Genomic DNA, 23,888 nt, shown 5'->3' with positions numbered 1-23,888 from the left:
TTTGGACCATCGCGATAAAGGCGTATTAAAATCACTCCCCCTCCATGGAAAATCGCCTGGTGTGCCTAGTCAAAATATTTTTTGGCGCCCCCTGAGAGTCTGTCGCTGAACTCCACTCATGGGTCGTTGCGCTGCATCCGTCTGCAACCCTCAAGAACATCATCGTTAGCAGCATCCGCTACTTCGGGCTCAGCCGCGGTAGTGCGCTTCTATCAGTGCCAGCATCGCGTCAACATGGTCATTGATCTGAGTGTGACCCCAGTCGTCTCCATTGCCCAGTACATGGAACATGTGGGCTAGTTTCAAGGACTCGTACTTCGGTTTGGCGCGGAAGGCCGCCTGCTTCTTGATCACCGCCAGGTTGCTATACGACGAGTTCTCTCCCGGGCTGAGCAGTACCAGATTGCCAAAGCCGTGCAGTAGATGGTCGTCCAGTGTACTGCCGAACTCTTCATTTTGAGGGTGCACATGCTCGATCGAGTTCTTCGATGTGATCCGGTAAGCGTGCAGTCGTCCCGTATGCAACCAATCGAACGAGCGCCGCTCCCGCCAAAGAATGTATTCCAACTTCTGGAACCAGTAGTGCTCGAAGCTCGTGCCGTGGTGCTCCTTCAGATAGGCGATCTTGTCCTTAATTGGCAAGGGTTCGGCGGTGTCGCTGGAGAGTAGTTGATAACTCGCCTCCTTCTGAGTCATTTCCGTAAGAGAAAGCTGGTTATCGATGCTTTCCAACAGCTTCAATACCTGCTGTTCGCCCATGCCGGGCGTTTCGATCAGCTTGCCCAAGAACGGGGTCAACCAATACTGAGCGCTGCGCTCGCCGGTGAGGTAGCGCACGCTTTGCAACTGACTCAAGTCGGACGTCTCGAGATGCGTGCGCCATTCCGAAATGGCGCGCCTGCGTGGGTTGAGCGAACTCAGGCGCAAGGTTCGCTCATCGTCCTCGCCCAGGCGCACCCACTTGACCACCCAACGGTCGAACTGGAAGCGCACGCTCCACAGACACTCCATGAATGCCTTGGCTTGCGCTGCGCTGGCAGTTTCAGCAAAACGCGAGAAGCAGGCGTTAAGATTACCGTCGTTTACACGAGAACCGATGTCTCTATACCCCTGTGCGTGGCGGTAGATCCGGTAGGCGTGCATCAGCAACAGGCCAAAACTGACGATTGATTGATAGCGCGCCTCATCCTTGTCCTCGGTTTCGTCCACCTGCTCGGCCAGGGTTCTCATCGACGAGATTTCGTCGATAGACCGGCCTCTGGTGTAACCGGCAGCAGGACGATTCAGGGAGAAGATATCGAAGGCGTGGTTCAGCAGGTCATTGATGCCCACCAGGTTCCAGCGGACATCGGCGAAGACATCACGCAGGTTCCTTTCGAAGTAGTTGCCCATGTCCTCACAGGCCTGCCAGATCCCTTCATAGGTGGTGCGATGATGTTTGATCCGCGACATCAAGCGGGCCTTGAGGATATCCGTCTGCTCAAGCTGGACGCCGCTGGTGTTGAGCGTGGCGAACAGCTTGTTCAGGTCCATGCCAGCCGGCATGACGTTGTTGACCCACGTTACCCGGTTGAACAGGTAGAAGCCCACCCGTTCCAAGGCCTGCTCACCTCCCGTGACGCGCAACAGTTTGAGGCGATCACTGGCAACCTTGCGCGCGGCGCTCAGATGCACCAGATAAGGATTGGCAGCATCCTCCTTGTCCAGCGACTTTTCCTCGGTCAAGCCCGCCCAGGCACTCAACCGTGCCTGGACTTCGTCGCGGATATTGAAGGTGAGGCGCGGAACATTGCCCAGCACCACCAGCGATCGTAGCGGCGAGCCGGATTTCAAAGCACAGAAGGCGAGCGCCAGGATCATCAATGTGGTCATTCGCTGCTGACCATCGATGAGTTCGTAAGTCATGCTTGCGGCAGGATTGGCGTTGGATGGCATAACGCTGCTCAGCACCGTCCCGATGAAGTAATGGGCCTGCATCGGCTGGCCGTCCGTGCCCGGCTCGCTGGCCTGGATGATCTGCTCAAGCAGTTCCTCCACGGCATCGCCGGGCCAGACATAGGGGCGCTGGTAGCAGGGAATGGCCAACGAAATCCCCTGCGCGCACAGAGTGGCAGCAGATTGGACATGAGACTGGACTTGGGCGCTCATTATTCACCTCCTTGGCAGGCGCGTTTATCGCTGCTGGCGCGTTCGATGGCAATGCGCAACTGCGCGTCATATTCACCAGCCACCCGCTGCGGATCAGGCCAGGGCAGATGCAGATTGAGCGTCGAGTCTACCGACTCCACGAAGCGTTTCTTGATACTGTTCTTATCCAGTTGCTCAGCGCTGACCGTATAGGTGTAGGCACGTAAGTAATTCAACAACTCTTCGTGGGTGTGGGCACTGGCGATCCAGTCCAGCACCGCGTTATCCCTGAGATGCGCCTGCACGCCATCTTCGCGAACGCTGACGCCCTTGATCAGGCGATAGGAGAAGATCATCCGGAACATCCACAGGCTGGCTTCAAGCAAACGGGAAGTGCCGAACTGACTGGCGTACATCAGCAACGCACAATCAAAAGCACGGCTGAGAAACACACTGCCGCACGCGTCATGGACCAAGCGTTTGTAGTAGTAGGAGAACGTGGGTTTCTTGGCCGTCTTGTCGACCTCGAGCAAGGTCTTGTGCAAGTCTTGGAAATAGGTCACAACACGCATGGTATTGACCCCGGTGCCCAGCGGCTGGCGCATGGCATAACCCGGCTGGACGATCTGTGTTTCCTTGCCCCAGGCATCGCGGTGAATTTGCAGAGACCGATAAGCGATATCGCCGGTGCCGGGGAGCGTGCGTTCGGCAAGCTCAGTGACGATCTGCTTGCGCTCCAGTAGCGGATCCCGATCGCTGGCGACGTTGCGCCAGCGCAAACTTTGCCAGTGCCGAGACTTCATGAAGGCCGCGACCAACGGTTTGAGGTCGCCGAGCGACTCCCAAGTCCGGGCGTAATCGTCTTGCATTGCGGCGGCAACACTCCGCAGGTGATAGGCCTTGACGATGTCGGCACCGCTCAGGCGAACGCCCGAGGTGTTTTGGGTTTCGAAGAAACGGTAGGCGTCGTCTTCACGTCGAGTCACGACCAGGGTCACGTTGATACGGGTGAAGTCGATTCGCGGCAGGCGTTGCTGCTCCAGCCAGCGAAGATTCAACTGGATGCGTCGATGGCTCTCCGGCGCGTTGAACTTCAACTCAGGCGCGCCCTTCTCGCCGTGCTGAAGGTAATGCAACAAGGCCAGGCTGGTGATTCGCTGCTGTCCGTCGATGATGTTGAGCAGACCGCGCTGGCGCCCGTCGCCCCCTTCTTGGTGCAAGATGATGCTACCCAGGTAAAAATCATGGGCCGGCGCATCGCTGCCAAAGAAGTTGCGTAAGTCGTCGAGCAGCCGCCCCAGTTGCTCCTCGCTCCAGCGGTATGGCCGCTGATACTCCGGCAGATGCAGCCGGCCGAAGATGACCCCACCGTCGCTGGAGGGGATGCGCTTGCCGTTGAACACATTATCAAGGCTAGTGGAAGCGACAGCGATGCCCTCCACGTCCAATGGCAACTGCAGGGCTAGCGGCCGCTCACTCACGACTTGGTTCATATGACAGTCCTTGTACTGTGTCCGGCGGCCGGTGTCCCCGGAGAAAACAATCAAAGGACGTGATAATGGCATAAGGCCATTTCATTCGAAAGAGTTGTCAGAGCAGCTGCGCAGTCCAGTTCCGCAGCGGGTCGTAACAGAGTCCATGCGCGATTTGGCGAGAAATGCCTGAGCGATACGGCCCTTGGTCTACGGTTCAAGAGCGTTTTCAGTTCGTGCCCCGGGAATTGGAGCAACTCGTCCTGCCAAACTTCTGAGCCTTCACCCTGCTTATGCTTGATCAGCGTCGAACCAATATTGACCGTGTAAGGATTATTCCTTACCATCCGATCAATACATCCGGGAGAACGCCCATGCCTGCCATCCATGAAATCGCAACGCTAACCTCGAAGGGACAGATCACACTGCCCAAATCCGTTCGCCAGCTTTTGGGCATAGACACTGGAGGCAAGATTGCATTCGACGTACGCGGCGGCGAAATCGTGGTCAGCCGCGTAGACGCCATCCACGAAGACCCTGCCATCGGTGCATTCCTGGGTTTGCTGGAGGCTGATGTCCGAAACGGACGCAACCTCACCACCCTGCCGGCAGACTTGGCGCAAACCATGCTCGCCAACGCAAACCACTCCGTTAACCTGGACGAAGAGATCGACGGTGAGGTCTCAATCTGATGCTGCGACATGGCTGGACACTGTTGTTCCATGAAGGTGTGACTTTACAGCTACGCAAATTGCAAGAAGCCGCCGCCCGGGCCGAGCTGAACGACCCGCAAGGTTTTGAAAGCAACGCCAACGTGAAGCTGTTTCGGGCATTGAGCCATCTGATCATGGAGGCTGTGCCTGCTGACCCGGGCCGTGATGAGTTCCGCCAAGGCAACACGCTGGGCACCGCCTACCGACATTGGCGGCGGGCAAAGATCGGTAGGCGCTTTCGGCTGTTCTTTCGCTACGACTCAAGATCCAAGGTCATCGTCTATGCATGGGTCAACGACGAAAATACCCTACGGTCCGCAGGCAGCAAATCCGATCCCTACGCCGTATTCGAGAAGATGCTGGGCCGCGGCAACCCTCCTGATGACTGGGATGCGCTGATTACTGCAACGCGTAGCGACTGGGACGAGCCCAAAGCATAAGCTGCGCGACTGTTTGCCGAGCTACACCCGAGCACTGCTGGATTGTTGACTCTACCGGTAGCCGGCAAGGCTTGACTCTACCGTTAGGGGCAGACTTTACCCTTGGCACTTCATTATCTGGAGTTCGTCATGAAGAGCAAACGCATGCTCGTAATCCTCGGACATCCTTCGAGCAACAGCTTTTGCGGCGCCGTGACCGAACGTTACGTCGAGGCTGCCACGCAAGCAGGCCATCAGGTGCGGCTGCTGCGTCTGGGCACCCTGGATTTCGATCCGGTCTTGCACGCTGGCTATAACCAGATCCAGTTGCTTGAGCCCGATTTGATCAACGCTCAGAACGACATCAGCTGGGCCGAACACCTGGCAGTGGTGTACCCGATTTGGTGGGGCGGCATTCCGGCGTTGCTCAAGGGGTTCTTCGACCGCGTGTTTCTGCCCGGTTTTGCCTTCAAGTACCGCAAGGGCTCGCCCTTCCCGGACAAGCTGCTCAAGGGCCGCACAGCTCACCTTTTGGTAACCATGGACACGCCGCCGTGGTACTACCGCTGGGTGTATCGAATGCCGGGCCTGCACCAAATGCGCAAGACCACCCTGGAGTTCTGTGGCATAAAACCCCTGAAAACCCTGACCTTCGGTCCGGTATTGGGCTCCAAGCCGGAACAGCGTGACGCCTGGCTCAAACAAGTCCAGGCGATCGCCAGCCGCTGATCGCCCACGGCTGGCCCTCCCCCTGTCCAACCCGGCTTCCCGCCCCCTCACGCTTGTGTAAAGATGCCGCGCGCCTGTACGAACGCGCGACGTCTTTTCGCTTCTGATGCGTCAAAAAAAGGGATTTTCATGTACATCGGCAAGGCCGCCCAGCTGTCGGGCACCACCGTCAAAAGCATTCGTCATTACGAAGCAATCGGCCTGTTGCCACCCCCGCAACGCGAAGGCAAATACCGCATCTACAGCCAGCAGAGTGTCGAGCTGCTGACCTTCATCAAATGCGCTCAGCAACTCGGTTTCAAGCTCAAGGAAATGCGGGCCATTCTGCAGGATCATCGCGGCCAGGAGTTGCCCTGGGATCTGGCCAAGCAGGCCATCGATAACAAGAAACAGGAATTGATGGGGCAGATCCAGGCCTTGCAACAAGTGCATGACAGCTTGATTGAGTTTGAGCTGAGCCTCAAGGATGCTCAGATGCAATGCCAGTTCGAGCTCCCGGAAAAAGCCCGGTGAATCCGCACCGCCGTGATCAAGAAAATGGTCATGAAGGCGCTGGATGACAGCGCCATGAGCTGGCCCAGACGTTCGAGGAATTTGCACGGTTTCAGTGGTCTGCGCGCCACGCGGAGTCTTGATGTCGAAGGCGACCCCGATAGCCTGTAAGCGCGCTCCGCTGACCGCGCACTGCGTGGTGGCATGCTCAGTATCGATAGCCTTCATCGTTCACTTCTTTGCCTGTGCCCGTTCACTTGTGAGTCATCAGCCGGACCTTGATTATCTTGCGGGCGACTAGAGATCTGCCAATGGCCCACCCTGGGAACCTCCGACTCAGTTGCGATAGTCGGGAGCGATACGGTCCAGCATGCGCAGCAAGGCGTTCCAGGCCAAGGTAGTGGCATCCGGATCGGTCAACTCGCCTGCTTTGAGCTCGCGCTGCGGCTCATTGAACTGTCGCTCGGTATGGGCGCAAATTTCATGGTTCGGCAGCAGCAACGGACCCGCCTGCTGGGCCGCGAGCTGTATCTCGCAGGCTTTTTCCAGGTAGTACATCCTGATGAACGCTTCGGCCACGCTGCCTCCGCCAGTCAGCAGGCCATGGTTGCGCAAGATCATCACGTTCTTGTCTTGCAGGTCTGCGACCAGGCGTTGTTGCTCATCGAGGTCCAGGGCAATCCCTTCATAGTGGTGATAGGCGACCTTGCCGTAGAACTCCATGGATATCTGGTTCACCGGCAGTAAACCGCACTCCAGCGCGGCAACTGCGCAGCCGGCACGCGTATGGGTGTGCAGCACGCATTGAAGATCGTGACGCGCACGGTGAATGGCACTGTGGATGACAAAACCGGCCGGGTTGACGGCGTAAGGCGTATCGCCGACTGGCGCGCCATCCAGGTCGATCCTGACCAGATTGGAGGCGGTGATTTCATCGAACATCAGCCCGTATGGATTGATCAGGAAATGATGCTCAGGGCCCGGTATGCGCACCGAGATGTGGGTAAAGATCAAGTCGGTCATGCGGAAATGCGCGATCAGCCGGTAGCAGGCGGCCAGCTCCTCGCGCAGCCTCTGTTCGGTTGGGGTCATGTATTTCGCTCCAGAGTATTGATGTCAGCTCAGTATCGGTGAATCAGAACATGCAACAATCGAATTAATTTCGCCGGTAATGTAGTGTTAGTTTCACCAATTGCCTTTTTCCACCCGATGCGGGGCCCTATGCACTTCCCATCAATGACGGCGCTGCGTGCACTGGATGCGGTGGCACGACTCGGAAGCATCTCAACCGCAGCTGACGAACTCAGCCTCACACGAAGCGCGGTCAGTCACCGTATCAGCACGCTTGAGGAACAGCTGGGGTTCGCCCTGACTGAACGCATTGGCCGAGGCGTCCGGCTGACGTTTCGAGGGGAGCTGTACGCCCGCGAGGTGCAGCAGATCCTTGAGCGCGTACAACTGGCCGCTGCAGGCCCGCCTGGGCAACAGATCGCGGGGCGCCTGTGCGTCAGTTGCAACACCGGTTTTGCCAGCGCCTGGTTGTGCCAGCACATCAACGCGTTCATGACGCTCTACCCTCAGGTTCAATTGCACCTGGTCTCGCCACGCACGCCGGCCGATACCAGCTCGAGCGATGCGGATATCTTCATTTCCTACGGCACCGGTGATTGGCCGGGCATGCAGGTAATGCCGCTGATGGACCTGCATTATTTTCCGGTGTTGAGCCCTCAGCTGCTCTATGCCAACGGCGGTCTTCGGCAATTCGATGACCTGTCGAACTACACGCTGCTGCACATGAACGACTACACGGATTGGCGGATATGGCTGGGGGCAGCAGGCCGCAACAACGTCGATTCCTCAGCCGGCGTCTTGTTCTCTGACGCCCCTTGTGCACTGGCCGCCTGCCTGGCAGGTCAGGGCATCGCGATGGGCGACAACCTCCTCAGCAGCGACGCACTGAGACGTGGCCTGCTGGTGAGCCCGTTCGAGATCAGCACACGGGCTAACCGTTCGTATTTTCTGGTCTGCCATCCGGCCAAGGCGGAGCGCCCCATCGTCAAGGCGTTCAGTGAATGGCTGGTCGAAACGCTCGCTCACACGACCTAGCTTCAGCTGTTTTCGGCGTCATCAAGCAGCTTTGCCGCGCCACACCCACAAGGTAGCGGGGCCTGCGAACACGATCAGGGGCGCTGCCGAGCCACTCAGTTGCGCCAGGCTGTTGCTCAGCCGCCCGCCGAACTGCTCGCTGTCGACATCCCTGCCGCCGAACAACCGGCTGACCAGGCTGCGCTTGTCGATGTGGTCGTCATGGGCGAGGGCGCGCGCCATCGAGGCGACGGTGAAACGCTACGAACGACCGCGATAGCTGCGCGGTGTCACGCCCAGCTGCTTCTTGAAGGTCTTGGAGAAATGCGCGGAATCAGCGAAGCCCCAGCGGGTGCCGATGTCGGTGATCGAACGATGGCCATAGGCAGGGTTGCGCAAGTCCTGGGCGGCCTTGAGCAGCCGCTCGCGCAGGATGTAGCGGCAGACGCTGTCGCCACTGGCTTCGAACAGGCGATACAGCTGGCGACTGGAAATACCCAGCTCGTCGGCCAGGGCAACCGGCGTCAGGCGCGGCGAGTCCAGGCGCTGCTGGATCAGCGACTGCACTTCGTGCAGGTGCAGGCCGGGCGAACTGTCACGCGCCCGGTATTCCAGCACCGAACCGAGCAAGCCCACCAATGCGGCCTGCAGCCCGTCACCGTCCTCCGCGCAGGCCCACTGTTCGAGTTCCCCTTCGGCCACCTGGCGCACCATCGTCGCCAGCAGCTGCCCGCACGCGCCGGCGGTGGACAGCTTGCCGAAACGGCTGGCGTCCAGATTTTTCAGGCGCTCACGGGGCACATGGATGGACACGTGGGAGAACAGCCCGCGGGGGATCATCTTCATCGCCTGCGCCGAATCCAGCAGTGCCATGTCACCTTCGCGCAGTTCCATCACCCGGTCACCCAGCTCGATGGACATTTCCCCTTGCTGCTGTAACACAAGGAAACAATGTGAATCACCGTCACGCCCTGCCTCGCGTTCCGAACGGGCGATCACATGGGCATTGCTACGGATGTGGGCGACTTGCGTGGTGCCCAGCAGCGAGGGGCGCAAATCGCCGATGAAAAGGCTCTGGCACTGGTCGTAGCGGGTTTCGAAGCGCCCGCATACCGCGTGGACACGCTCGTTCCAGACAGACATCGCTTGACCGTTCATGAACCACCTCTATCGGGAGCACGCGCCATATTAGTGCAATATTCACGTGATTCTGGGTAACAAAAAGACAGATGCACGAAGCGCAAGCACATACCGCGCCAGATTGCCCATGGTGATCTCAGACCGGGAAGTCGTTGCGGATAGCGCAACAACATTGATCTCCCCTGTCATTGAGCGCCCGGCCTGCTGCCCTTTAGCGTGCCCTACCGTTTTGCCCGGGCGTTGCCGTGCGAGGTAGGTCCGGGCCTTTTATCCAGGAGTCACGCTTGATGTCCAACCACTACGAACTGCTGCGCTTCACCTTGCGCGTGCGCACACCCGGCCAGGCCCTGCCGCGCCTGCAGGAGGCCTTGCAGGCCGCCATCGAAGGCGTCGAGCTGATCGGCTGCTGGGTGTCCGAGATCGGTCCGCAGAACACCCTAGCGGTACTGCGCCGCTTCACCAGCGTCGAGGTCCAGGCGGCCGAACGCGAGCGTGTGCTGCTGGCCAGCGACGCCTTCGGTATCGGTGAGTTCGTGCTCGAGCAGCACATGGACGACTACCGCCTGTTCCCCTTTCTCGAGCCACTGGCCCCGGGCAAGCATGGGCCGTTCTACGAGCTGCGCGAGTACGACCTGGTCAGCTCGGGCCTGGCACCGACCCTGGCCGGCTGGCGCAAGGCGGTCGGGCCGCGCACGGGCGAGCCGTATTCGCCGGTGTATGCCGCGTTCTACGCCACCAATGGCCGGCTGCCGCGTTACCTGCACATCTGGCCCTACGCCAGCCTGGAGCAACGCCTGGAGGTACGCACCCGCGCCGTCGGCGACGGGGTATGGCCGCCGGAAAATTCCGCCCCGCAACTGCAGAAGATGAACTCGGTGGTCTATCTGCCCGCGGCCTTTTCACCGCTGCGCTGACACTCCACCCGGCGCAACAGCCGGTCGATGGCGGCCATCGCCGGGGCTCGCACGCCCTGGCGCCGGGCATGGGTAAGCAACGCGCCGGACAGCGCGTCGATCTCCATGCGCCGGCCATGCTCGAGGTCCTGGAGCATGGAGGGCTTGTGCCCGGCGTGCACGACGAACGCCTCCTCCACCGCCTGCACAACCCGTTGCGGGTCCAGCGCCACGCCCACCGACGCGGCAATCGCGCCCGCCTCGGCGACCAGTGCCAACGCCCGCTCGCGGCCACGTGCGCAACGCCCAAGCTCGCCCACGCGCGCGCCCGTCAGGGCACACAGCGAGTTCAGGGCCGTATTGAAGGCGACCTTTTCCCAGATGCTCACCTCGATATCCGGGTCTTCGATGCAGCACATGCCGCCACGGCGCAAGCCATCGATCAGCGCCTGCAACGGGCCGGGGTAATCCAGCCCCGGCAGCAGCCCGCGCACGCGCACCTCGCCACCGCCGCAGCTGCGTACGCTGCCGGGTGCCAGCACATCGGCCGGGTAGAGTGTCATGCCGATCGCCAGGCAAGGGTCAGCCACGTACTCGCGCAGTACCGGCACGCTGTCCAGGCCGTTCTGCAACGTCAGCACCAGGGAATGCTGGCCAAGCAGGTGCCGGCACGCCTGGATGGCCTTACGGGTGTGATGACTCTTGGTCAACATCAGCAAGGCATCGACCTCGCCCTGCAACTGTTCGGCGCGTGCCACCCGAGGCCAGTAAAGCCGCGTTCCCTGTTCGTCCTCCAGGCGCAGGCCATCGGCCCGCAGGGCGTCGAGCAGCCGCTCATCGACATCCACCAGGGTCACCTCGGCGCCGGCATCGATCAACCTGGCGGCAAACAGACTGCCCATTGCCCCTGCCCCGATCACTGCAATCTTCATGATGGCTTTCGTCCTCGTTGTCTGCGCCATGAAAAAAGCTCGCCGGGTCATCCCCGGCGAGCCTCATCTGAATCAGCGGCTCCCCTTACAGCTTCGGCAAGGTCACCGCGTCGCCCATCGGCTCGCGTTTGCCCGCCTGCTGCGAACGCAGCACGGCAGCACCGTAGATCGCCAGCACGCTGATCGAGCAGGCACCGGAGAACAGCAGCACTGCGGTGTAGCCGTAGGTTTCGATCAACAGGCCACCGACCGCCGGCCCCACCGCCGCACCGACCGACAGGCACAGTGCCCCCAGGGCCACCAACCGGCCCGACAGGTCGAACTCGGCCATCACGCCGAAGGTATAGGCCAGCACAAAGCTGATCGAGAACAAGAAGCACATCACCCCGGCCACGTAGGTGGTCAGCGAGTCGAACTGTGCCAACAGCACCAGGCCCGCCACCTCGGCCGCGATGATCACCGCCACCGGCAGGAAGCGCCCGGCCTTCAGGCCGACCGACGAGGCAATGAAACCGCCGCCGGCATTGATGATGAAGCCCAGCGCCAGCACCGAACCGATGGTGTCCGAAGACAGGCCGCTCTTCTTGCCCATCAGTTCGAGGAATGCCCACACCGACATGATGCCCGTCAGGAACACCAGGCTGGCGAGCAGGCTCAGCCAGGCAATGGTGCGGCTCTGCCGGCACACCGGCGCCCCACCCGCGCGCGCCTCGAGCTGCCGCGCGCTGCGGCTCGGCACCCATGGCAAGGGGACCACACCCATCAGCAGCATGCTGATGACCAGCGTCACCAGCATGCCCTGGAAGCCCCACAGCGGTGCCACCGCGACCGGCAACACGATCAGCAGCAAGGCGCCGGGCACGGTCTCCATGCCCAGCTTGAAGCCGAAGGCCCGCTCAGGTTGCGCACTGTCGCCGAAAATGGTCATCGCCAGGGCATACAGCGCACCGGTGCCGGCCCCTGCCAAGGCCATCAGCAGCATCAGCGTCTCGTACGTAGGGTTGCCCAGCATACCGGCCAGCGCAGCCGCCACCAGCAGCGAAGACAGGGTGGAAATCACCCGCCAGCTCAGGCGCTGGATCCACAGCAGCGAGGCCAGGCCGAGCACCCCGAAACCGAGGTTCATGGCCATGGCCAGACTGCCCAGTTGCTGTTCGCCATAACCGAACTGCTCGGCCAGCGCGCCGAACAGCACCGGCAGCACGTTGAGCAGCAGGGCCCCGCCGGCGGAAACCAGGCCGGCGCAGATATACACGGAGGTTTTGTCAATCGGATTGGATGTTGTTGTTCTCATGCGTCGATCCTGAATTGATTGTGCTGAGCGGGTGCCCTGTGACTGCCACAGTGTGCAATGCCCGAAGGTACCCGGCATGTATCCCGTTGCCGCGCTTTTGGCCGTGGCTGCCAGCGCCGAAGCGCCCCGAACGCCGCTGAAAACCCGCTAAACCGCAGGCTAGAGCGCGCGGTTCACCATGGCTGCAGGTACCCCGTCATTCCTGACCAATTCGGGATAGCCGCAAGCCCTGGCGTATTCCTAACATCGGCGCCGTCGGCAGCAGCCTTCGCTAGCGGCCCTCTTCCTCCGCCCCGAGATGAGCCATGACTACAACTACAAGAATCGACTTTCTCTACCTGTCCGAGCAGGACATGATCCGCGCCGGCGTCACCGACATGCTGGCCTGCGTGAACACCATGGAGCAGATGTTCGCCCTGCTCCACCACGGCGACTACCGCATGGCCGGGCCGAACAGCGACTCCCACGGTGCGATGATCACCTTCCCCAAGGATTCGCCCTTCCCCAACATGCCCAAGCCCACGGCCGACCGCCGCATGATGGCCATGCCTGCCTACCTGGGCGGCGACTTCTGCACCGCAGGGGTCAAATGGTACGGCTCGAACATCGCCAACCGCGAAAAGGGCCTGCCGCGATCGATCCTGATGTTCACCCTCAATGACCCGGACACCGGCGCCCCCCTGGCGCACATGTCGGCCAACCTGCTGTCGGCCTACCGCACCGGCGCCATCCCCGGCGTCGGCGCACGCCACCTGGCCCGCCGCGACTCGCGGGTGATCGGCCTGCTGGGCCCCGGCGTGATGGGCAAGACTACCGTGGCCGCGTTCATGGCCGTGTGCCCGCAGGTCGACACACTCAAGCTCAAGGGCCGCGGCCAGAAGAGCCTGGACGATTTCATCAGCTGGGTGCGCGAGACCTATCCGCAGATCACCACCATCGAGGTGGTGGACAGCATCGAGGCAGTGGTGCGGGGGTCGGACCTGGTGACCTACTGCACCTCCGGCGAAACCGGTGACCCGTCCACCTATCCGCGGGTCTTGCGCGAATGGGTCAAGCCCGGTGCGTTCCTGGCCATGCCGGCCGGCTGCAGCATCGACGCCGGCATGGAGCAGGCCGACGTGCGCAAGGTGGTCGATAACACCGGCCTCTACGAGGCCTGGTTCGAGGAGCTGCCGAAACCCGCGCACAACCATGTGCCGCTGGTGGGCGTGCGCTTCATGGACATGATCGCCGAAGGCAGCCTGCCGGCCGAGCAACTGGAAGACATCGGCAAGATCGTCGCCGGCGTTGCCCCCGGCCGCAGCAACGACGAGGAGATCATCATCATGTCGGTGGGCGGCATGCCGGTCGAGGATGTGGCCTGGGGCACGGTGGTGTATCGCCAGGCGCTGGAGCGCGGCGTCGGCGTGCGCCTCAACCTGTGGGAAAGCCCGGCCCTGAGCTGATTCATCCCTCCAACCATAAGGACAATGCCATGCTGCAAATCACCAAACTCAAGACCGGATCGAAGTACGAGACCCTGGGCAGCTATTCGCGCCTGGTGGCCGTGGACGACTGGATCTTCGTTTCAAACACCGCCGGGCGTAACCCGGCGACCGGCGAAATCCCCGAGGACCTCGAGGCCCAGACCCGCCAGGTGTTCGCCAACATCGAAGCGGCGCTTAAAGCCGTGGATGCGACCCTGGCCGACGTGGTCTGCTCGCGGGTGTTCATCCAGAGGCCTGAGGATGTCGCCAGCGTGATGACCATCGTCGGCGAAGTATTTCGCGGCATCGACCCGGCCAGCACGGTCACCTGCCCGCCCCTGGGCTCGACCGTCTACCGGGTGGAGCTGGAGGTCACCGCCTACCGCGGTGCCTCCCGTGCCACCACCCAGCTGATCGACCTGTCGCGCTAGCCCGACTTCGAGGAGAACCGTCCATGTCCCCTGTCATCGCGCCGGTGCACTGCGCAAACACGCCACCCAGCGCCACCACCGTGGTCATCATCGGCGGCGGCATCGTCGGCCTGACCGCTGCCCTGACCCTCGCCGAGCGCAACATCCCGGTGGTGGTGCTGGAGAAGGGCCGCATCGCCGGCGAGCAGTCATCGCGCAACCTCGGCTGGGTGCGCAAGACCAGCCGCCATCGCGAGGACCTGCCCCTGGCCCTGGCCGCAGACCGGTTGTGGGCGCAAATGCCCACCCGGGTCGGGCAAGAGCTCGGCTACCGGCAGGCGGGCATCCTGTTCGCCGCCCGCGAGCCCGGGCAAATGGCGATGCATGAAGCCTGGCTGAAGTCGGTGGAAGGCCTGCCGGTCGGTTCGCGACTGCTGAGCAATGCCGAAATCGCCCAGCGCGTGCCTGGGGGGCAAGCCACCTGGGCCGGAGGCATCTTCACCGAAAGCGACGGCCGTGCCGAGCCAACCCTGGCCAGCAGTGCCATCGCCCAGGCGGCCATGGCCCGTGGCGCAGTGATTGTCGAGCATTGCGCCGTGCGCAGTGTGACCACCGCCGCCGGGCGTATCGACGGCGTGGTGACCGAACACGGCGAAATCCGCTGCGAGCAGGTGCTGCTGGCCGGCGGCTTGTGGTCGCGGCGCCTGCTGGGCAACCACGGGGTGGCCTTGCCGACCTTGCCGCTGAACTGCTCGGTACTGCGCACGGCGGCCATGGAAGGCCCGACCGACATCGCGGTGGGCGGCCCGGATTTCTCGTTCCGCAAGCATATCGGCGGCGGTTTCATCATCACCCAACGGGGTGCCCTCGATGCCCACCTGACCCTCGATCATGCCTTGCTTGGGCGCCGCTACCTGCCGCAGTTTCGCGCCCAGCGGGGGTTGCTGCGGGTGTCGTTCGGCAAGCCGTTTTTCAAGGACCTGGCACTGGCACGGCGCTGGTCGCCCACCTCAGTCTCCCCGTTCGAGCGCATTCGTACCCAGGACCCGGCCGCCAACCCGGCCTTGAACCAGGAGGCGCTGAACAACCTCAGGGCCGCCTGGCCGGTGTTCAAGGAAGCGCGTATCGAGCAGGCGTGGGCCGGCACCATTGACGTGACACCCGACTCACTGCCAGTGATCGGGCCGGTTCGGCAACTACCGGGGATGGTGCTGGCGACCGGTTTCTCCGGTCACGGCTTCGGTACCTCGCCCGCGGCCGGGCAACTGGCGGCGGACCTGGTCGATGGCAGCACCCCGCTGGTCGACCCTACGCCTTACCGCCTGGAACGCTTTGCCTGAACGACGCTGTCCTGGCGAGCGGTGTGTGAAGGCAGTTCACCGAACAGCGCGCGGTAGGCGCCGGAGAAATGCCCGAGGTGGGTAAAGCCCAGGTCGCTGGCCACCCGGGCAACGGTGAACTGCTCGGCGGCGGTGCACTGCAGCCGTTGGCGCACGGCATTCAGGCGCACCGCACGCAGGTACTCGACCGGGCTCAGGCCGGTAACCCCGAGGAAACTGCGCTGCAAGGTGCTGCGGCTGACATCCAGGCGCTCGCAGATTTGCAACACCGACAACGGCTCGTCCAGGCAATCCAGGGCCATCTGGTGCGCCTGCCGCACCAGGTAGGCGCTGACCGCCACATTACCCGCACGCGCCACGCCGCCCTGGCTGATGTGCTCCAGCAGCACCAGCATGCATTCCAGCAGCAAGTCTTCGAGCTGCGCTTCCACCAGTGCTTCGCCCTGCACAGCCGCGTTGATCAACCCCTGCAACTGCGTGCGTATCGCGCCCAGGAAGGCCGGGCTGACGTTCAAGCGGGTGGCCCTGTTCAACGCCCGCAGTTCCTGGGCGCTGAACTCGCGTTCGGCCAATCGTTCCAGACGATCGGCATCGACACTGACCGCCAGCAGGTCCATGCCTTCGGGCGCATGGACAAAAAACTCCTGGCCACTGTGAAGAAGCGTGACATCCGCGCTACCGACGCTGCTGCCCTGAAACACCCCGGCACGCGCGCTGCCAGCGGGTAGCGCCAGGCAAAACCGCCGCGCCGGCGCTACCCCATGCTGGACCACACGCTTGTCCAGGCATTCACGAAAAATCTGAAAGCGCTCGGCAGTGAGGTGCGTGAGCTCGGTGTGTGCACTGCCAGCGCTGATCTGGTCGTAGGTCTGCTGCCAGCCGAGGATCGCGCTGGCATGGGTGTTGACGTCGTTGAAGCGGTGGCGTTGGGCGTGCATGGCGTGACTGTTACCTCGATTGCATGCGCCCTACGGAAGCAAGGAATGGGCCACTCGGTCGCAGAGTCAGATTGACGCACCCTAGAGTTCAACCATACAATCTGTATACACATTGTATTCTCCAATTAAGAATCAATGCGCTTCAAAGATTTGCCGCAATCACCTTTGACTGGAATGGATGTAAATGGCAGTTACCCGCAGGAAAGTACTTATTGGCGCCGGCGTCGGCGCAGGTGTTGTCGCAGCAGGTGGCGCAACCGCACTGCTCAATGACGGAATCCCGGCCGACCCGGCCTCACTGGTGCGCGTCGATGCCCTGCCACGTGACGATTCGTCCCCAGGCTGGTTCCACACCAGCCGCGTGCGCCAGCCCAAAGCCCCGCTGATCGGTGATGACCAGGCGCCATGGGTGGTGATCGGTGGCGGCTTCACCGGCCTTGCCGCTGCACGCCAGCTGGCCCTGAACTTCCCTCAGGACAAGGTGATCCTGGTGGAAGCACAGCAGGTCGGCTTCGGCACCTCGGGCCGCAACGCCGGCTTCCTGATCGACGTGCCCCACGACATCGGCGCGCCGGACTACATCGGCGACAAGACCAACGCCAAGAACATCCTGCACCTGAACCAGCGCGGCCAGGGCATCCTTCGCGACCTGGTCGAGCAGCACAACATCGTCGACGCCCACCTGCGCCACTCCGGCAAATACCAGGCAGCCATCGAGGACAAGGGCATCGCGGTGCTCAATGCCTACCGTGGCGGCCTGGAAGCCCTGGGCGAAAAGGTCGAGCTGATCGAAGGCAACGAACTGAAGGACCACATCGGTACCTCGTTCTACCGCAAGGCGCTGTACACCCCGGGCACCATGCTGGTTCAGCCTTCGGCACTGGTCAAAGGCCTGGCCGACAGCCTGCCGGAGAACGTCACGCTGTATGAAGACACGGTGATCACCGCTGTCGATTACGGTCAGAAGATCGTGCTGCATCACCCGACCGGGCGCATCACCGCCGGCAAGCTGATCCTCGGCAACAACCACTTCGGCCAGCATTTCGGTTTCCTGCAGAACCGCATGCTGCCGATCTTCACCTACGGCAGCCTGACTCGCCCGCTGACCCCGGCCGAACAGGCCAGCATCGGTGGCCAGGAGTTCTGGGGCGTGATCCCGGCCGACCCGTTCGGCTCGACCCTGCGTCGTACCCACGACAACCGCATCCTGGTGCGCAACAGCTTCAGCTTCAACCCTGACGGCCGCTCCAAGGATGGCTACACCGACAAGGTGCGTGCTTCCCACCGCCTGTCGTTCGAGCGCCGCTTCCCGACCCTCACCGAGGTGCCGTTCGAGCACACCTGGGGCGGTGGCCTGGGCATGACCCGCAACGGCGCCGGCTTCTTCGGCGAACTGCGCGAGAACGTGTATGGCGCACTGGCCTGCAACGGCCTGGGCACCGTGCGCGGCACCGCCACCGGCACCCTCCTGGCGAACATGCTGGCGGGCAAGATGGAGCCGCTGACCGAGTTCCTGCTGAGCGCACCGAAGCCTAACTGGAACCCGCCACAGCCCGTGCTATCGATGGGCGTCAACTTCACCCTGCGCACCGGCCAGGCCAAGGCTGGCCTGGAAGCCTGACCCGGCAGGCTGGCGCTTCGCGCGCCAGCCTCTCCCCACCCTGACAATAGAGAACACCATGGGCATTTTTGACTGGAAACACTGGATCGTCCTGCTGGCCGTCGTGGTCCTGGTCTTCGGCACCAAGAAGCTGAAGAACCTTGGCGGCGACCTGGGCGAATCGATCAAGGGCTTTCGCAAGGCCATGAGCGATGAAGAGAAAACGCCGGCCGCACCGATACCCGCGCCGCAGCAACAAAGCAGCGCGCAGCCGCAGCAGAACGTCTGAAGCATGTTCGGTATCAGTTTCAGCGAGCTGCTGCTGGTCGGCCTGGTGGCCTTGCTGGTGCTCGGCCCCGAGCGCCTGCCCGGTGCCGCGCGTACTGCGGGGCTGTGGATCGGGCGACTGAAGCGCAGCTTCAATGCGATCAAACACGAAGTCGAACGCGAGATCGCTGCCAGCGACATCCATCACCCGCCGCACAACACGCATAGCCTGCATCCGCTTGCCACGCCCGAACCGCCTCAACCGCCGCGAGCCCCATGAGCGAAAGAATCGAACACGACCAGCCCATGCCGCTGGTTTCGCACCTGACCGAACTGCGTACCCGCCTGCTGCGCTGCGTGGCGGTCATCTTCCTGATCTTTGCCGGGCTGTTCTCCTTCGCCCAGCAGATCTACACCCTGGTCTCGGCGCCGTTGCGCGACCATATGCCGGCCAACGCGACGATGATCGCCACCGACGTGGCCTCGCCGTTCCTCACGCCGTTCAAGCTGACCATGATCGTTTCGCTGTTCCTGGCGATCCCGTTCATCCTTCAGCAGATCTGGGGCTTCATCGCACCCGGACTGTACCGCCATGAAAAGCGCATCGCCATTCCGCTGCTGGTGTCGAGCATCCTGCTGTTCTACGCCGGCATGGCTTTCGCCTACTTCCTGGTGTTCCCACTGATGTTCAGCTTCTTCGCCAAAGCCACGCCGGAAGGCGTGGCGATGATGACCGACATCACCGCCTACCTCGATTTCGTCATGACCCTGTTCTTCGCCTTCGGCGTTGCCTTCGAGATCCCGGTGGCCGTGGTGCTGCTGGTGTGGATCGGCGTGGTCGACGTGAAGTACCTGAAGAAGGTCCGCCCGTACGTGATCATCGGCTGCTTCGTGGTCGGCATGATCCTCACCCCGCCGGACATCTTCTCGCAGACGCTGCTCGCCGTGCCCATGTGGCTGCTGTTCGAGATAGGCGTGCTGTGTGGCGGCCTGGTCCGCAAGCAGCCTCAGAATATTTGTACAAAATAATTTTGCTGTATAGATTTCCCCGCTGACCTGCACTATACCTTGTACAGATATTCCTTTTTGTACAGGTATTGTGCATGTCCACCTACCTGCAGCATTTCACCGAACGCTTTGCCACGCTGGGTCCGCGCAATCTCGACCTGCTCGGCGACTTGTACAGCGAAGATGTCAGCTTTCGCGACCCGCTCCATCACGTCAGTGGGCTCACCGCCTTGCGTGCCTATTTCGCGCAGCTGTACGCCAACGTTGCCGAGGTCCGCTACACCTTCGAGGACCTTGACGAGCCACAACCGGGCCACGGCTATATCCGCTGGACCTTGCACTATCGCCACCCGCGCCTGGCCGGCGGCCAACCGATCAGCCTGCAGGGCTGCAGCCATTTGCGCTGGCGCGGCCGGGTCTACTTTCACCACGACTACTTCGACGCCGGCGCCTTGCTGTACGAACATGTTCCCGTCATGGGCCGGGCGATTCGCTGGCTCAAGGGCAGGCTGGCATGAGCCGCTGCTGGCTCACCGGTGCCAGCAGCGGCATCGGCGCGCAACTGGCGCAGCACCTGCTGGAGCAAGGCCACCAGGTAGCGCTTGGGGCTCGCCAGGCAGAGCGTCTGGCAGACCTGGCCACACGCTTTGCGGGTCAAGTGCTGCTGGCCGTCGGCGATGTCGACCAGCCTGAGCAGGTGTCACGCATCGCCGCGCAGATCGAGCAGGCCTGGGGTTCGCTGGACCTGGTGATCCTGAATGCCGGCACCTGCGAGTACCTGGAGCCAGGCCAGTTCGACCCGGCGCTGGTCGAGCGGGTCATCCACACCAACCTGATCGGCACCAGCCATTGCCTGGCCGCCGCCCTGCCCTTGCTGCGTCGCGGCCAACGCCCGCACCTGGTGGTGATGGGCAGTTCGGTCAGCTGGTTCGCCCTGCCACGGGCCGGTGCCTATGGCGCGTCCAAGGCCGCGCTGCGCTACCTGGTCGAGTCGCTGCGCCTGGACCTGGCCAGCGAGGGCATTGATGTCACCCTGGTCAGCCCCGGCTTCGTCGATACCCCGCTGACGCGCCGCAACGACTTTCCCATGCCTCAGCTGTGGAGCGCCGAGCGCGCCGCCAAATACATTGCCGCACGCCTGCCACGTCGCCCGCTGGAGATCACCTTCCCCGCCAGCTTCACCCTGTTGCTGCGCCTGCTCGGCGCACTACCGGCACGCTGGCGCCTCAAGCTGGGCAAGCGCCTGGCGCGCCAACCCCAGGACTGAGCCATGGACATTGCCATCATCGGCAGCGGCATCGCCGGCCTCACCTGCGCCCACCTGCTGTCACGCCGGCATGCCGTCACGCTGTTCGAAGCGGCAGACCGGGTCGGCGGGCACACCCATACCGTCGATGTCCACTGGCGCGGCCAGCACTTTGCCGTAGACAGCGGCTTCATCGTCTTCAACGACTGGACCTACCCGCACTTCATCCGCCTGCTGCAACACCTGGGCGTGGCCTCGCGGATTACCGAGATGAGCTTTTCGGTGCACGACCCGCGAACTGGGTTCGAGTACAACGGGCACAACCTGCGCAGCCTGTTTGCCCAGCGTCGCAACCTGTTGTCGCCAGGCTTCTGGGGCATGCTGCGCGATGTGTTGCGTTTCAACCGCCAGTCAGTGGCCGACCTCGACCAGCAACGTATCGATGGTGCGACCACCCTCGGCGATTACTTGCGCGATAACCACTACGGTCAACGCTTCATCGAGCACTACATCGTGCCCATGGGTTCGGCGATCTGGTCGATGTCGCGGGCCGACATGCTCCACTTCCCACTGCAGTTCTTCGTGCGGTTCTGCCGCAACCACGGCCTGCTGTCGGTCAACCAGCGCCCGCAATGGCGGGTGATCGAGGGTGGCTCACGCAGCTACCTTGCGCCACTGTGCCGGCCCTTTGCCGAACGCATTCGCCTGAACTGCCCGGTGCAACAGGTGAGCCGCGACGATGAAGGCGTGACTGTGACCTGGACGGGTGGCAGCGAACGCTTTGACAAGGTGGTATTCGCTTGTCACAGCGACCAGGCCCTGTCGCTGCTGGATGGCCCCAGCGAGGCGGAACGGGAGATCCTCGGCGCCATCCGCTACGCCAGCAACGACGTGGTGCTGCACACCGACACCCGCCTGCTACCGCGCCGACGCAGGGCCTGGGCCAGCTGGAACTACCGCCTCGGTGGCAGCGAGCAGGCCCCCGCTGCGCTCACCTACGCGATGAACATCTTGCAGGGCATCGAGGCGCCGGTCACTTTCTGCGTCAGCCTCAACCAGACCGCGCTGGTGGACCCGACGCAGATACTCGCCCGCTTCGAGTACGCGCATCCACAGTACAGCCTCGCCGCCGTCGCCGCCCAGGCCCGCCAAGGCGAATTGCAGGGCCCGCTGCACAGCTACTACTGCGGTGCCTACTGGGCCAACGGCTTTCACGAAGACGGCGTGCTCAGTGCGCTGAACGTCGCCCGGCACTTTGGAGAGCAGCTGTGAACAGCAGCCTGTGCCACGGCTGGCTGAGCCACCGGCGCCTGACGCCCAGGCCCCACGCATTCCGCTACCGCATCGGCCTGTTCTACCTCGACCTGGACGAACTGCCCCGCCTGCTGGCGCTGTCCCGCTGGCTCGGGCGCTCGCGCCTGGCGCCACTGTGCTGGCGCGAAACCGACTACCTGCCCGCGTTGACTCGCCGGGGCATGCCGTTGATCGACGCTGCCCGCCTGCTGGTTGGCCAGGCCACCGGGCAGGTGCCCGAAGGTGCCGTGCACCTGCTGACACAACCGCGCTGCTGGGGGTTGTCGTTCAACCCGGTGAGCATCTACTTCTGCCACGACCGCCAAGGCCAGGTCGCGGCCGTGCTGCTGGAGGTGCGCAACACGCCCTGGCGCGAACGCTTTCACTACGTGCTGCCGGTGCAAGGCGACCTGGCCCGGCCATTTGCCGTGGCCAAGGCCTTCCACGTCTCGCCGTTCATGCCAATGGACATGGACTACCGGCTGCGCTTCGCCGTCGATGGGCAACGCGTGCGCGTGCACATGGAGAACTGGCGCGCCGGGCATCTGGTGTTCGCCGCGGACCTCGCCGTGCAACGCCAGCCGCTCGACCGCGCCAGCCTGCAGCGGCACCTCCTGGCCTTTCCCTGGATGAGCCTGCGCACCGTCAGCAGCATCTACTGGCAGGCCCTGCGCCTGCTGCTCAAACGCACCCCCGTGCACGACCACACCGCCAGCCAGCACGACCTGGCGCTTGGCCAAGCCATCCGCGAGGAACCCGACCATGTCCGAACCGACCTTGAGCGTTAGCAAATCGGCAGGCATCGCGCCGCTGCTCGGCGGCCTGGCGCGGCGTGCGGTGCTGGCGCAGCTGCGTCAGTTGAGCCGTGGCCGTCTGCACCTGATCAGCCAGGACCGGCAATGGACCTTCGGCGACGTCGCCAGCCCGCTGTACGCGGAAGTGGAGATTGTCGACGACGCCGCCTGGGGCCTGGTGGCCGGCAATGGCTCGATCGGCGCGGGCGAAGGCTACATCCATGGCTACTGGCGCAGCCCGGACCTGGCCGCGGTGACCCGGCTGTTCGTCGCCAACCTCGACGTGCTGGACGCCATGGAAGGCGGCCTGGCCCGCCTGGCACGCCCGGCCCTGCGCCTGCTGCACCGCTTCAACCGCAACAGTCGGCGGGGTGCACGGCGCAACATCCTGGCTCACTACGACCTGGGCAATGCGCTGTTCGAGCGGCTGCTCGATCCGACCATGATGTATTCCGCCGCGCGCTTCGACAGCGCCGAACAGAGCCTGGAGCAGGCCCAGTCGAACAAGCTCCGGCAGATCTGCCAGAGGCTCGAGCTCAAGCCCGGCGAACACCTGCTGGAAATCGGCAGCGGCTGGGGCAGCCTGGCCATCCACGCGGCCTTGCACCACGGCTGCCGGGTCACCACCACCACCCTGTCCGCCGCGCAGCACTCCCACACCTTGCAGCGAGTCAAGGCGCTGGGGCTGGAGCGGTTTGTCACCGTGCTGCAAGAGGACTATCGCGACCTGCGCGGGCACTTCGACAAGCTGGTGTCCATCGAGATGATCGAGGCCGTCGGCCATCGCTACCTGCCCACCTACTTTCGCCAGTGCGCCGCGCTGCTCAAGGACGACGGCCTGATGCTGCTGCAAGCCATCACCATCCGCGACCAGCGCTACGCCCAGGCCCGGCGCTCGGTGGACTTCATCCAGCGCTACATCTTCCCCGGCGGCGCCCTGCCCTCGCTGAGCGTCCTGCTCGACACCGCCAGCCGCCAGACCGCGCTGAACCTGGTGCACCTGGAGGATTTCGGCCAGGACTATGCGCGCACCCTGCGCCATTGGCGCGACAACCTGCGCCATTCGCGCGCGGAGCTGGCGAGGCTCGGTTACGACGACACTTTCCAGCGCCTGTGGGAGTTCTACCTGTGCTATTGCCAGGGTGGCTTCGAGGAACGGACCATCGGCGTGGCCCAGATGCTGTGGGCCGGGCCCCAGGCGCGGCGGGCGCCGCTACCGGGCGCCTGAGC

General features: G+C 63.0%; 25 protein-coding genes and 1 pseudogene. 18 read left to right on the top strand and 8 right to left on the bottom strand.

Going from position 1 to position 23,888, the window contains the following annotated elements:
- Window positions 1-189: 189 nt before the first annotated feature.
- Complete coding sequence (locus ACIPZ8_RS22875) at window positions 190-2,148, bottom strand: DUF262 domain-containing protein (protein ID WP_400727913.1); 1,959 nt, start codon at window positions 2,146-2,148, stop codon at window positions 190-192.
- On the bottom strand, window positions 2,148-3,620 hold the full coding sequence (locus ACIPZ8_RS22870; RefSeq protein ID WP_400727910.1) for a DUF262 domain-containing protein: 1,473 nt from the start codon (window positions 3,618-3,620) through the stop codon (window positions 2,148-2,150). The genes ACIPZ8_RS22875 and ACIPZ8_RS22870 overlap by 1 nt, the downstream gene beginning before the upstream one ends.
- A gap of 353 nt (window positions 3,621-3,973) precedes the next feature.
- On the opposite strand from ACIPZ8_RS22870, the gene ACIPZ8_RS22865 reads away from it, so the two are divergent.
- From ACIPZ8_RS22865 to ACIPZ8_RS22850, 4 genes are all read left to right on the top strand, one after another.
- Window positions 3,974-4,291, top strand: coding sequence for a type II toxin-antitoxin system PrlF family antitoxin (locus ACIPZ8_RS22865; RefSeq protein WP_400727907.1), 318 nt, complete (start codon window positions 3,974-3,976; stop codon window positions 4,289-4,291).
- Window positions 4,291-4,752 carry a type II toxin-antitoxin system YhaV family toxin gene (locus tag ACIPZ8_RS22860; RefSeq protein WP_400727904.1) on the top strand — a complete coding sequence of 154 codons (462 nt, stop codon included), beginning with the start codon at window positions 4,291-4,293 and terminating at the stop codon, window positions 4,750-4,752. The genes ACIPZ8_RS22865 and ACIPZ8_RS22860 overlap by 1 nt, the downstream gene beginning before the upstream one ends.
- 129 nt (window positions 4,753-4,881) lie before the next feature.
- Window positions 4,882-5,460, top strand: coding sequence for an NAD(P)H-dependent oxidoreductase (locus ACIPZ8_RS22855; protein ID WP_400727901.1), 579 nt, complete (start codon window positions 4,882-4,884; stop codon window positions 5,458-5,460).
- Window positions 5,461-5,589: 129 nt separating this feature from the next.
- The gene (locus tag ACIPZ8_RS22850; protein ID WP_400728115.1) at window positions 5,590-5,973 is read left to right on the top strand and encodes a MerR family transcriptional regulator; all 384 of its coding nucleotides are present in this window, start codon (window positions 5,590-5,592) and stop codon (window positions 5,971-5,973) included.
- A gap of 315 nt (window positions 5,974-6,288) precedes the next feature.
- On the opposite strand, the gene ACIPZ8_RS22845 is transcribed toward ACIPZ8_RS22850, so the two are convergent.
- On the bottom strand, window positions 6,289-7,044 hold the full coding sequence (locus tag ACIPZ8_RS22845) for a class II aldolase/adducin family protein (protein WP_400727898.1): 756 nt from the start codon (window positions 7,042-7,044) through the stop codon (window positions 6,289-6,291).
- A 129-nt stretch (window positions 7,045-7,173) separates the two neighbouring features.
- Between ACIPZ8_RS22845 and ACIPZ8_RS22840 the strand changes: the two genes are divergently transcribed.
- Complete coding sequence (locus tag ACIPZ8_RS22840) at window positions 7,174-8,058, top strand: LysR substrate-binding domain-containing protein (RefSeq protein ID WP_400727896.1); 885 nt, start codon at window positions 7,174-7,176, stop codon at window positions 8,056-8,058.
- A 21-nt stretch (window positions 8,059-8,079) separates the two neighbouring features.
- On the opposite strand, the gene ACIPZ8_RS22835 is transcribed toward ACIPZ8_RS22840, so the two are convergent.
- Both ACIPZ8_RS22835 and feaR read right to left on the bottom strand, forming a co-directional pair.
- Window positions 8,080-8,280, bottom strand: coding sequence for a hypothetical protein (locus tag ACIPZ8_RS22835; RefSeq protein WP_400727893.1), 201 nt, complete (start codon window positions 8,278-8,280; stop codon window positions 8,080-8,082).
- A gap of 18 nt (window positions 8,281-8,298) precedes the next feature.
- A complete protein-coding gene (feaR, locus tag ACIPZ8_RS22830) occupies window positions 8,299-9,195 on the bottom strand; it encodes a transcriptional regulator FeaR (protein ID WP_400727890.1) in 897 nt (298 codons plus the stop codon).
- Window positions 9,196-9,464: 269 nt separating this feature from the next.
- Here feaR and ACIPZ8_RS22825 point away from each other — a divergent pair, with 269 nt between their 5' ends.
- Window positions 9,465-10,091: an NIPSNAP family protein gene (locus tag ACIPZ8_RS22825; RefSeq protein ID WP_400727883.1), complete on the top strand. Its 627-nt coding sequence runs from the start codon at window positions 9,465-9,467 to the stop codon at window positions 10,089-10,091.
- Here ACIPZ8_RS22825 and ACIPZ8_RS22820 read toward each other — a convergent pair.
- Both ACIPZ8_RS22820 and ACIPZ8_RS22815 read right to left on the bottom strand, forming a co-directional pair.
- Window positions 10,058-11,002 carry a ketopantoate reductase family protein gene (locus ACIPZ8_RS22820; RefSeq protein WP_400727880.1) on the bottom strand — a complete coding sequence of 315 codons (945 nt, stop codon included), beginning with the start codon at window positions 11,000-11,002 and terminating at the stop codon, window positions 10,058-10,060. The genes ACIPZ8_RS22825 and ACIPZ8_RS22820 overlap by 34 nt on opposite strands.
- A gap of 85 nt (window positions 11,003-11,087) precedes the next feature.
- A complete protein-coding gene (locus ACIPZ8_RS22815) occupies window positions 11,088-12,296 on the bottom strand; it encodes an MFS transporter (RefSeq protein WP_400727877.1) in 1,209 nt (402 codons plus the stop codon).
- A 305-nt stretch (window positions 12,297-12,601) separates the two neighbouring features.
- On the opposite strand from ACIPZ8_RS22815, the gene ACIPZ8_RS22810 reads away from it, so the two are divergent.
- From ACIPZ8_RS22810 to ACIPZ8_RS22800, 3 genes are read left to right on the top strand one after another with little or no spacing between them, the layout of a single operon-like run.
- Window positions 12,602-13,741 (top strand): tyramine oxidase subunit B, encoded by a 1,140-nt coding sequence (locus ACIPZ8_RS22810; protein WP_400727874.1) that lies wholly within the window; start codon window positions 12,602-12,604, stop codon window positions 13,739-13,741.
- A gap of 29 nt (window positions 13,742-13,770) precedes the next feature.
- Window positions 13,771-14,193 (top strand): Rid family hydrolase, encoded by a 423-nt coding sequence (locus ACIPZ8_RS22805; protein WP_400727871.1) that lies wholly within the window; start codon window positions 13,771-13,773, stop codon window positions 14,191-14,193.
- A 23-nt stretch (window positions 14,194-14,216) separates the two neighbouring features.
- Window positions 14,217-15,512: an NAD(P)/FAD-dependent oxidoreductase gene (locus ACIPZ8_RS22800; protein WP_400727868.1), complete on the top strand. Its 1,296-nt coding sequence runs from the start codon at window positions 14,217-14,219 to the stop codon at window positions 15,510-15,512.
- Here the strand turns inward: ACIPZ8_RS22800 and ACIPZ8_RS22795 are convergent.
- Window positions 15,488-16,450 carry a helix-turn-helix domain-containing protein gene (locus ACIPZ8_RS22795; RefSeq protein ID WP_400727865.1) on the bottom strand — a complete coding sequence of 321 codons (963 nt, stop codon included), beginning with the start codon at window positions 16,448-16,450 and terminating at the stop codon, window positions 15,488-15,490. The genes ACIPZ8_RS22800 and ACIPZ8_RS22795 overlap by 25 nt on opposite strands.
- 298 nt (window positions 16,451-16,748) lie before the next feature.
- Here ACIPZ8_RS22795 and ACIPZ8_RS22790 point away from each other — a divergent pair, with 298 nt between their 5' ends.
- The 9 genes and pseudogenes from ACIPZ8_RS22790 (at window position 16,749) to ACIPZ8_RS22750 (ending at window position 23,886) form a co-directional block, all read left to right on the top strand.
- Entirely contained in the window at window positions 16,749-18,071 is a 1,323-nt protein-coding gene (locus ACIPZ8_RS22790) for an NAD(P)/FAD-dependent oxidoreductase (protein ID WP_400728113.1), read from the top strand.
- A gap of 58 nt (window positions 18,072-18,129) precedes the next feature.
- Window positions 18,130-18,339, top strand: a complete 210-nt coding sequence (locus ACIPZ8_RS22785) for a twin-arginine translocase TatA/TatE family subunit (protein ID WP_400727862.1) — start codon at window positions 18,130-18,132, stop codon at window positions 18,337-18,339.
- Window positions 18,340-18,342: 3 nt separating this feature from the next.
- Window positions 18,343-18,591: pseudogene (gene tatB / locus ACIPZ8_RS22780) on the top strand (Sec-independent protein translocase protein TatB); the annotation flags it as partial.
- A gap of 2 nt (window positions 18,592-18,593) precedes the next feature.
- The gene (gene tatC, locus ACIPZ8_RS22775; RefSeq protein ID WP_400727859.1) at window positions 18,594-19,346 is read left to right on the top strand and encodes a twin-arginine translocase subunit TatC; all 753 of its coding nucleotides are present in this window, start codon (window positions 18,594-18,596) and stop codon (window positions 19,344-19,346) included.
- Between the two features lie 74 nt (window positions 19,347-19,420).
- On the top strand, window positions 19,421-19,843 hold the full coding sequence (locus ACIPZ8_RS22770) for a nuclear transport factor 2 family protein (RefSeq protein ID WP_400727856.1): 423 nt from the start codon (window positions 19,421-19,423) through the stop codon (window positions 19,841-19,843).
- Complete coding sequence (locus tag ACIPZ8_RS22765; RefSeq protein ID WP_400727853.1) at window positions 19,840-20,592, top strand: SDR family NAD(P)-dependent oxidoreductase; 753 nt, start codon at window positions 19,840-19,842, stop codon at window positions 20,590-20,592. Before ACIPZ8_RS22770 ends, ACIPZ8_RS22765 begins: the two co-directional genes overlap by 4 nt.
- Window positions 20,593-20,595: 3 nt before the next feature.
- Complete coding sequence (locus ACIPZ8_RS22760) at window positions 20,596-21,843, top strand: NAD(P)/FAD-dependent oxidoreductase (RefSeq protein ID WP_400727850.1); 1,248 nt, start codon at window positions 20,596-20,598, stop codon at window positions 21,841-21,843.
- Entirely contained in the window at window positions 21,840-22,652 is an 813-nt protein-coding gene (locus ACIPZ8_RS22755) for a DUF1365 domain-containing protein (protein WP_400727847.1), read from the top strand. Before ACIPZ8_RS22760 ends, ACIPZ8_RS22755 begins: the two co-directional genes overlap by 4 nt.
- Entirely contained in the window at window positions 22,627-23,886 is a 1,260-nt protein-coding gene (locus tag ACIPZ8_RS22750) for a class I SAM-dependent methyltransferase (protein WP_400727844.1), read from the top strand. The genes ACIPZ8_RS22755 and ACIPZ8_RS22750 overlap by 26 nt, the downstream gene beginning before the upstream one ends.
- Window positions 23,887-23,888: the final 2 nt, after the last annotated feature.

It is taken from the genome of Pseudomonas sp. NPDC089422 (assembly GCF_044749405.1).
Lineage (GTDB): Bacteria > Pseudomonadota > Gammaproteobacteria > Pseudomonadales > Pseudomonadaceae > Aquipseudomonas.
This window is presented reverse-complemented; position numbering and strand designations above follow the sequence as displayed.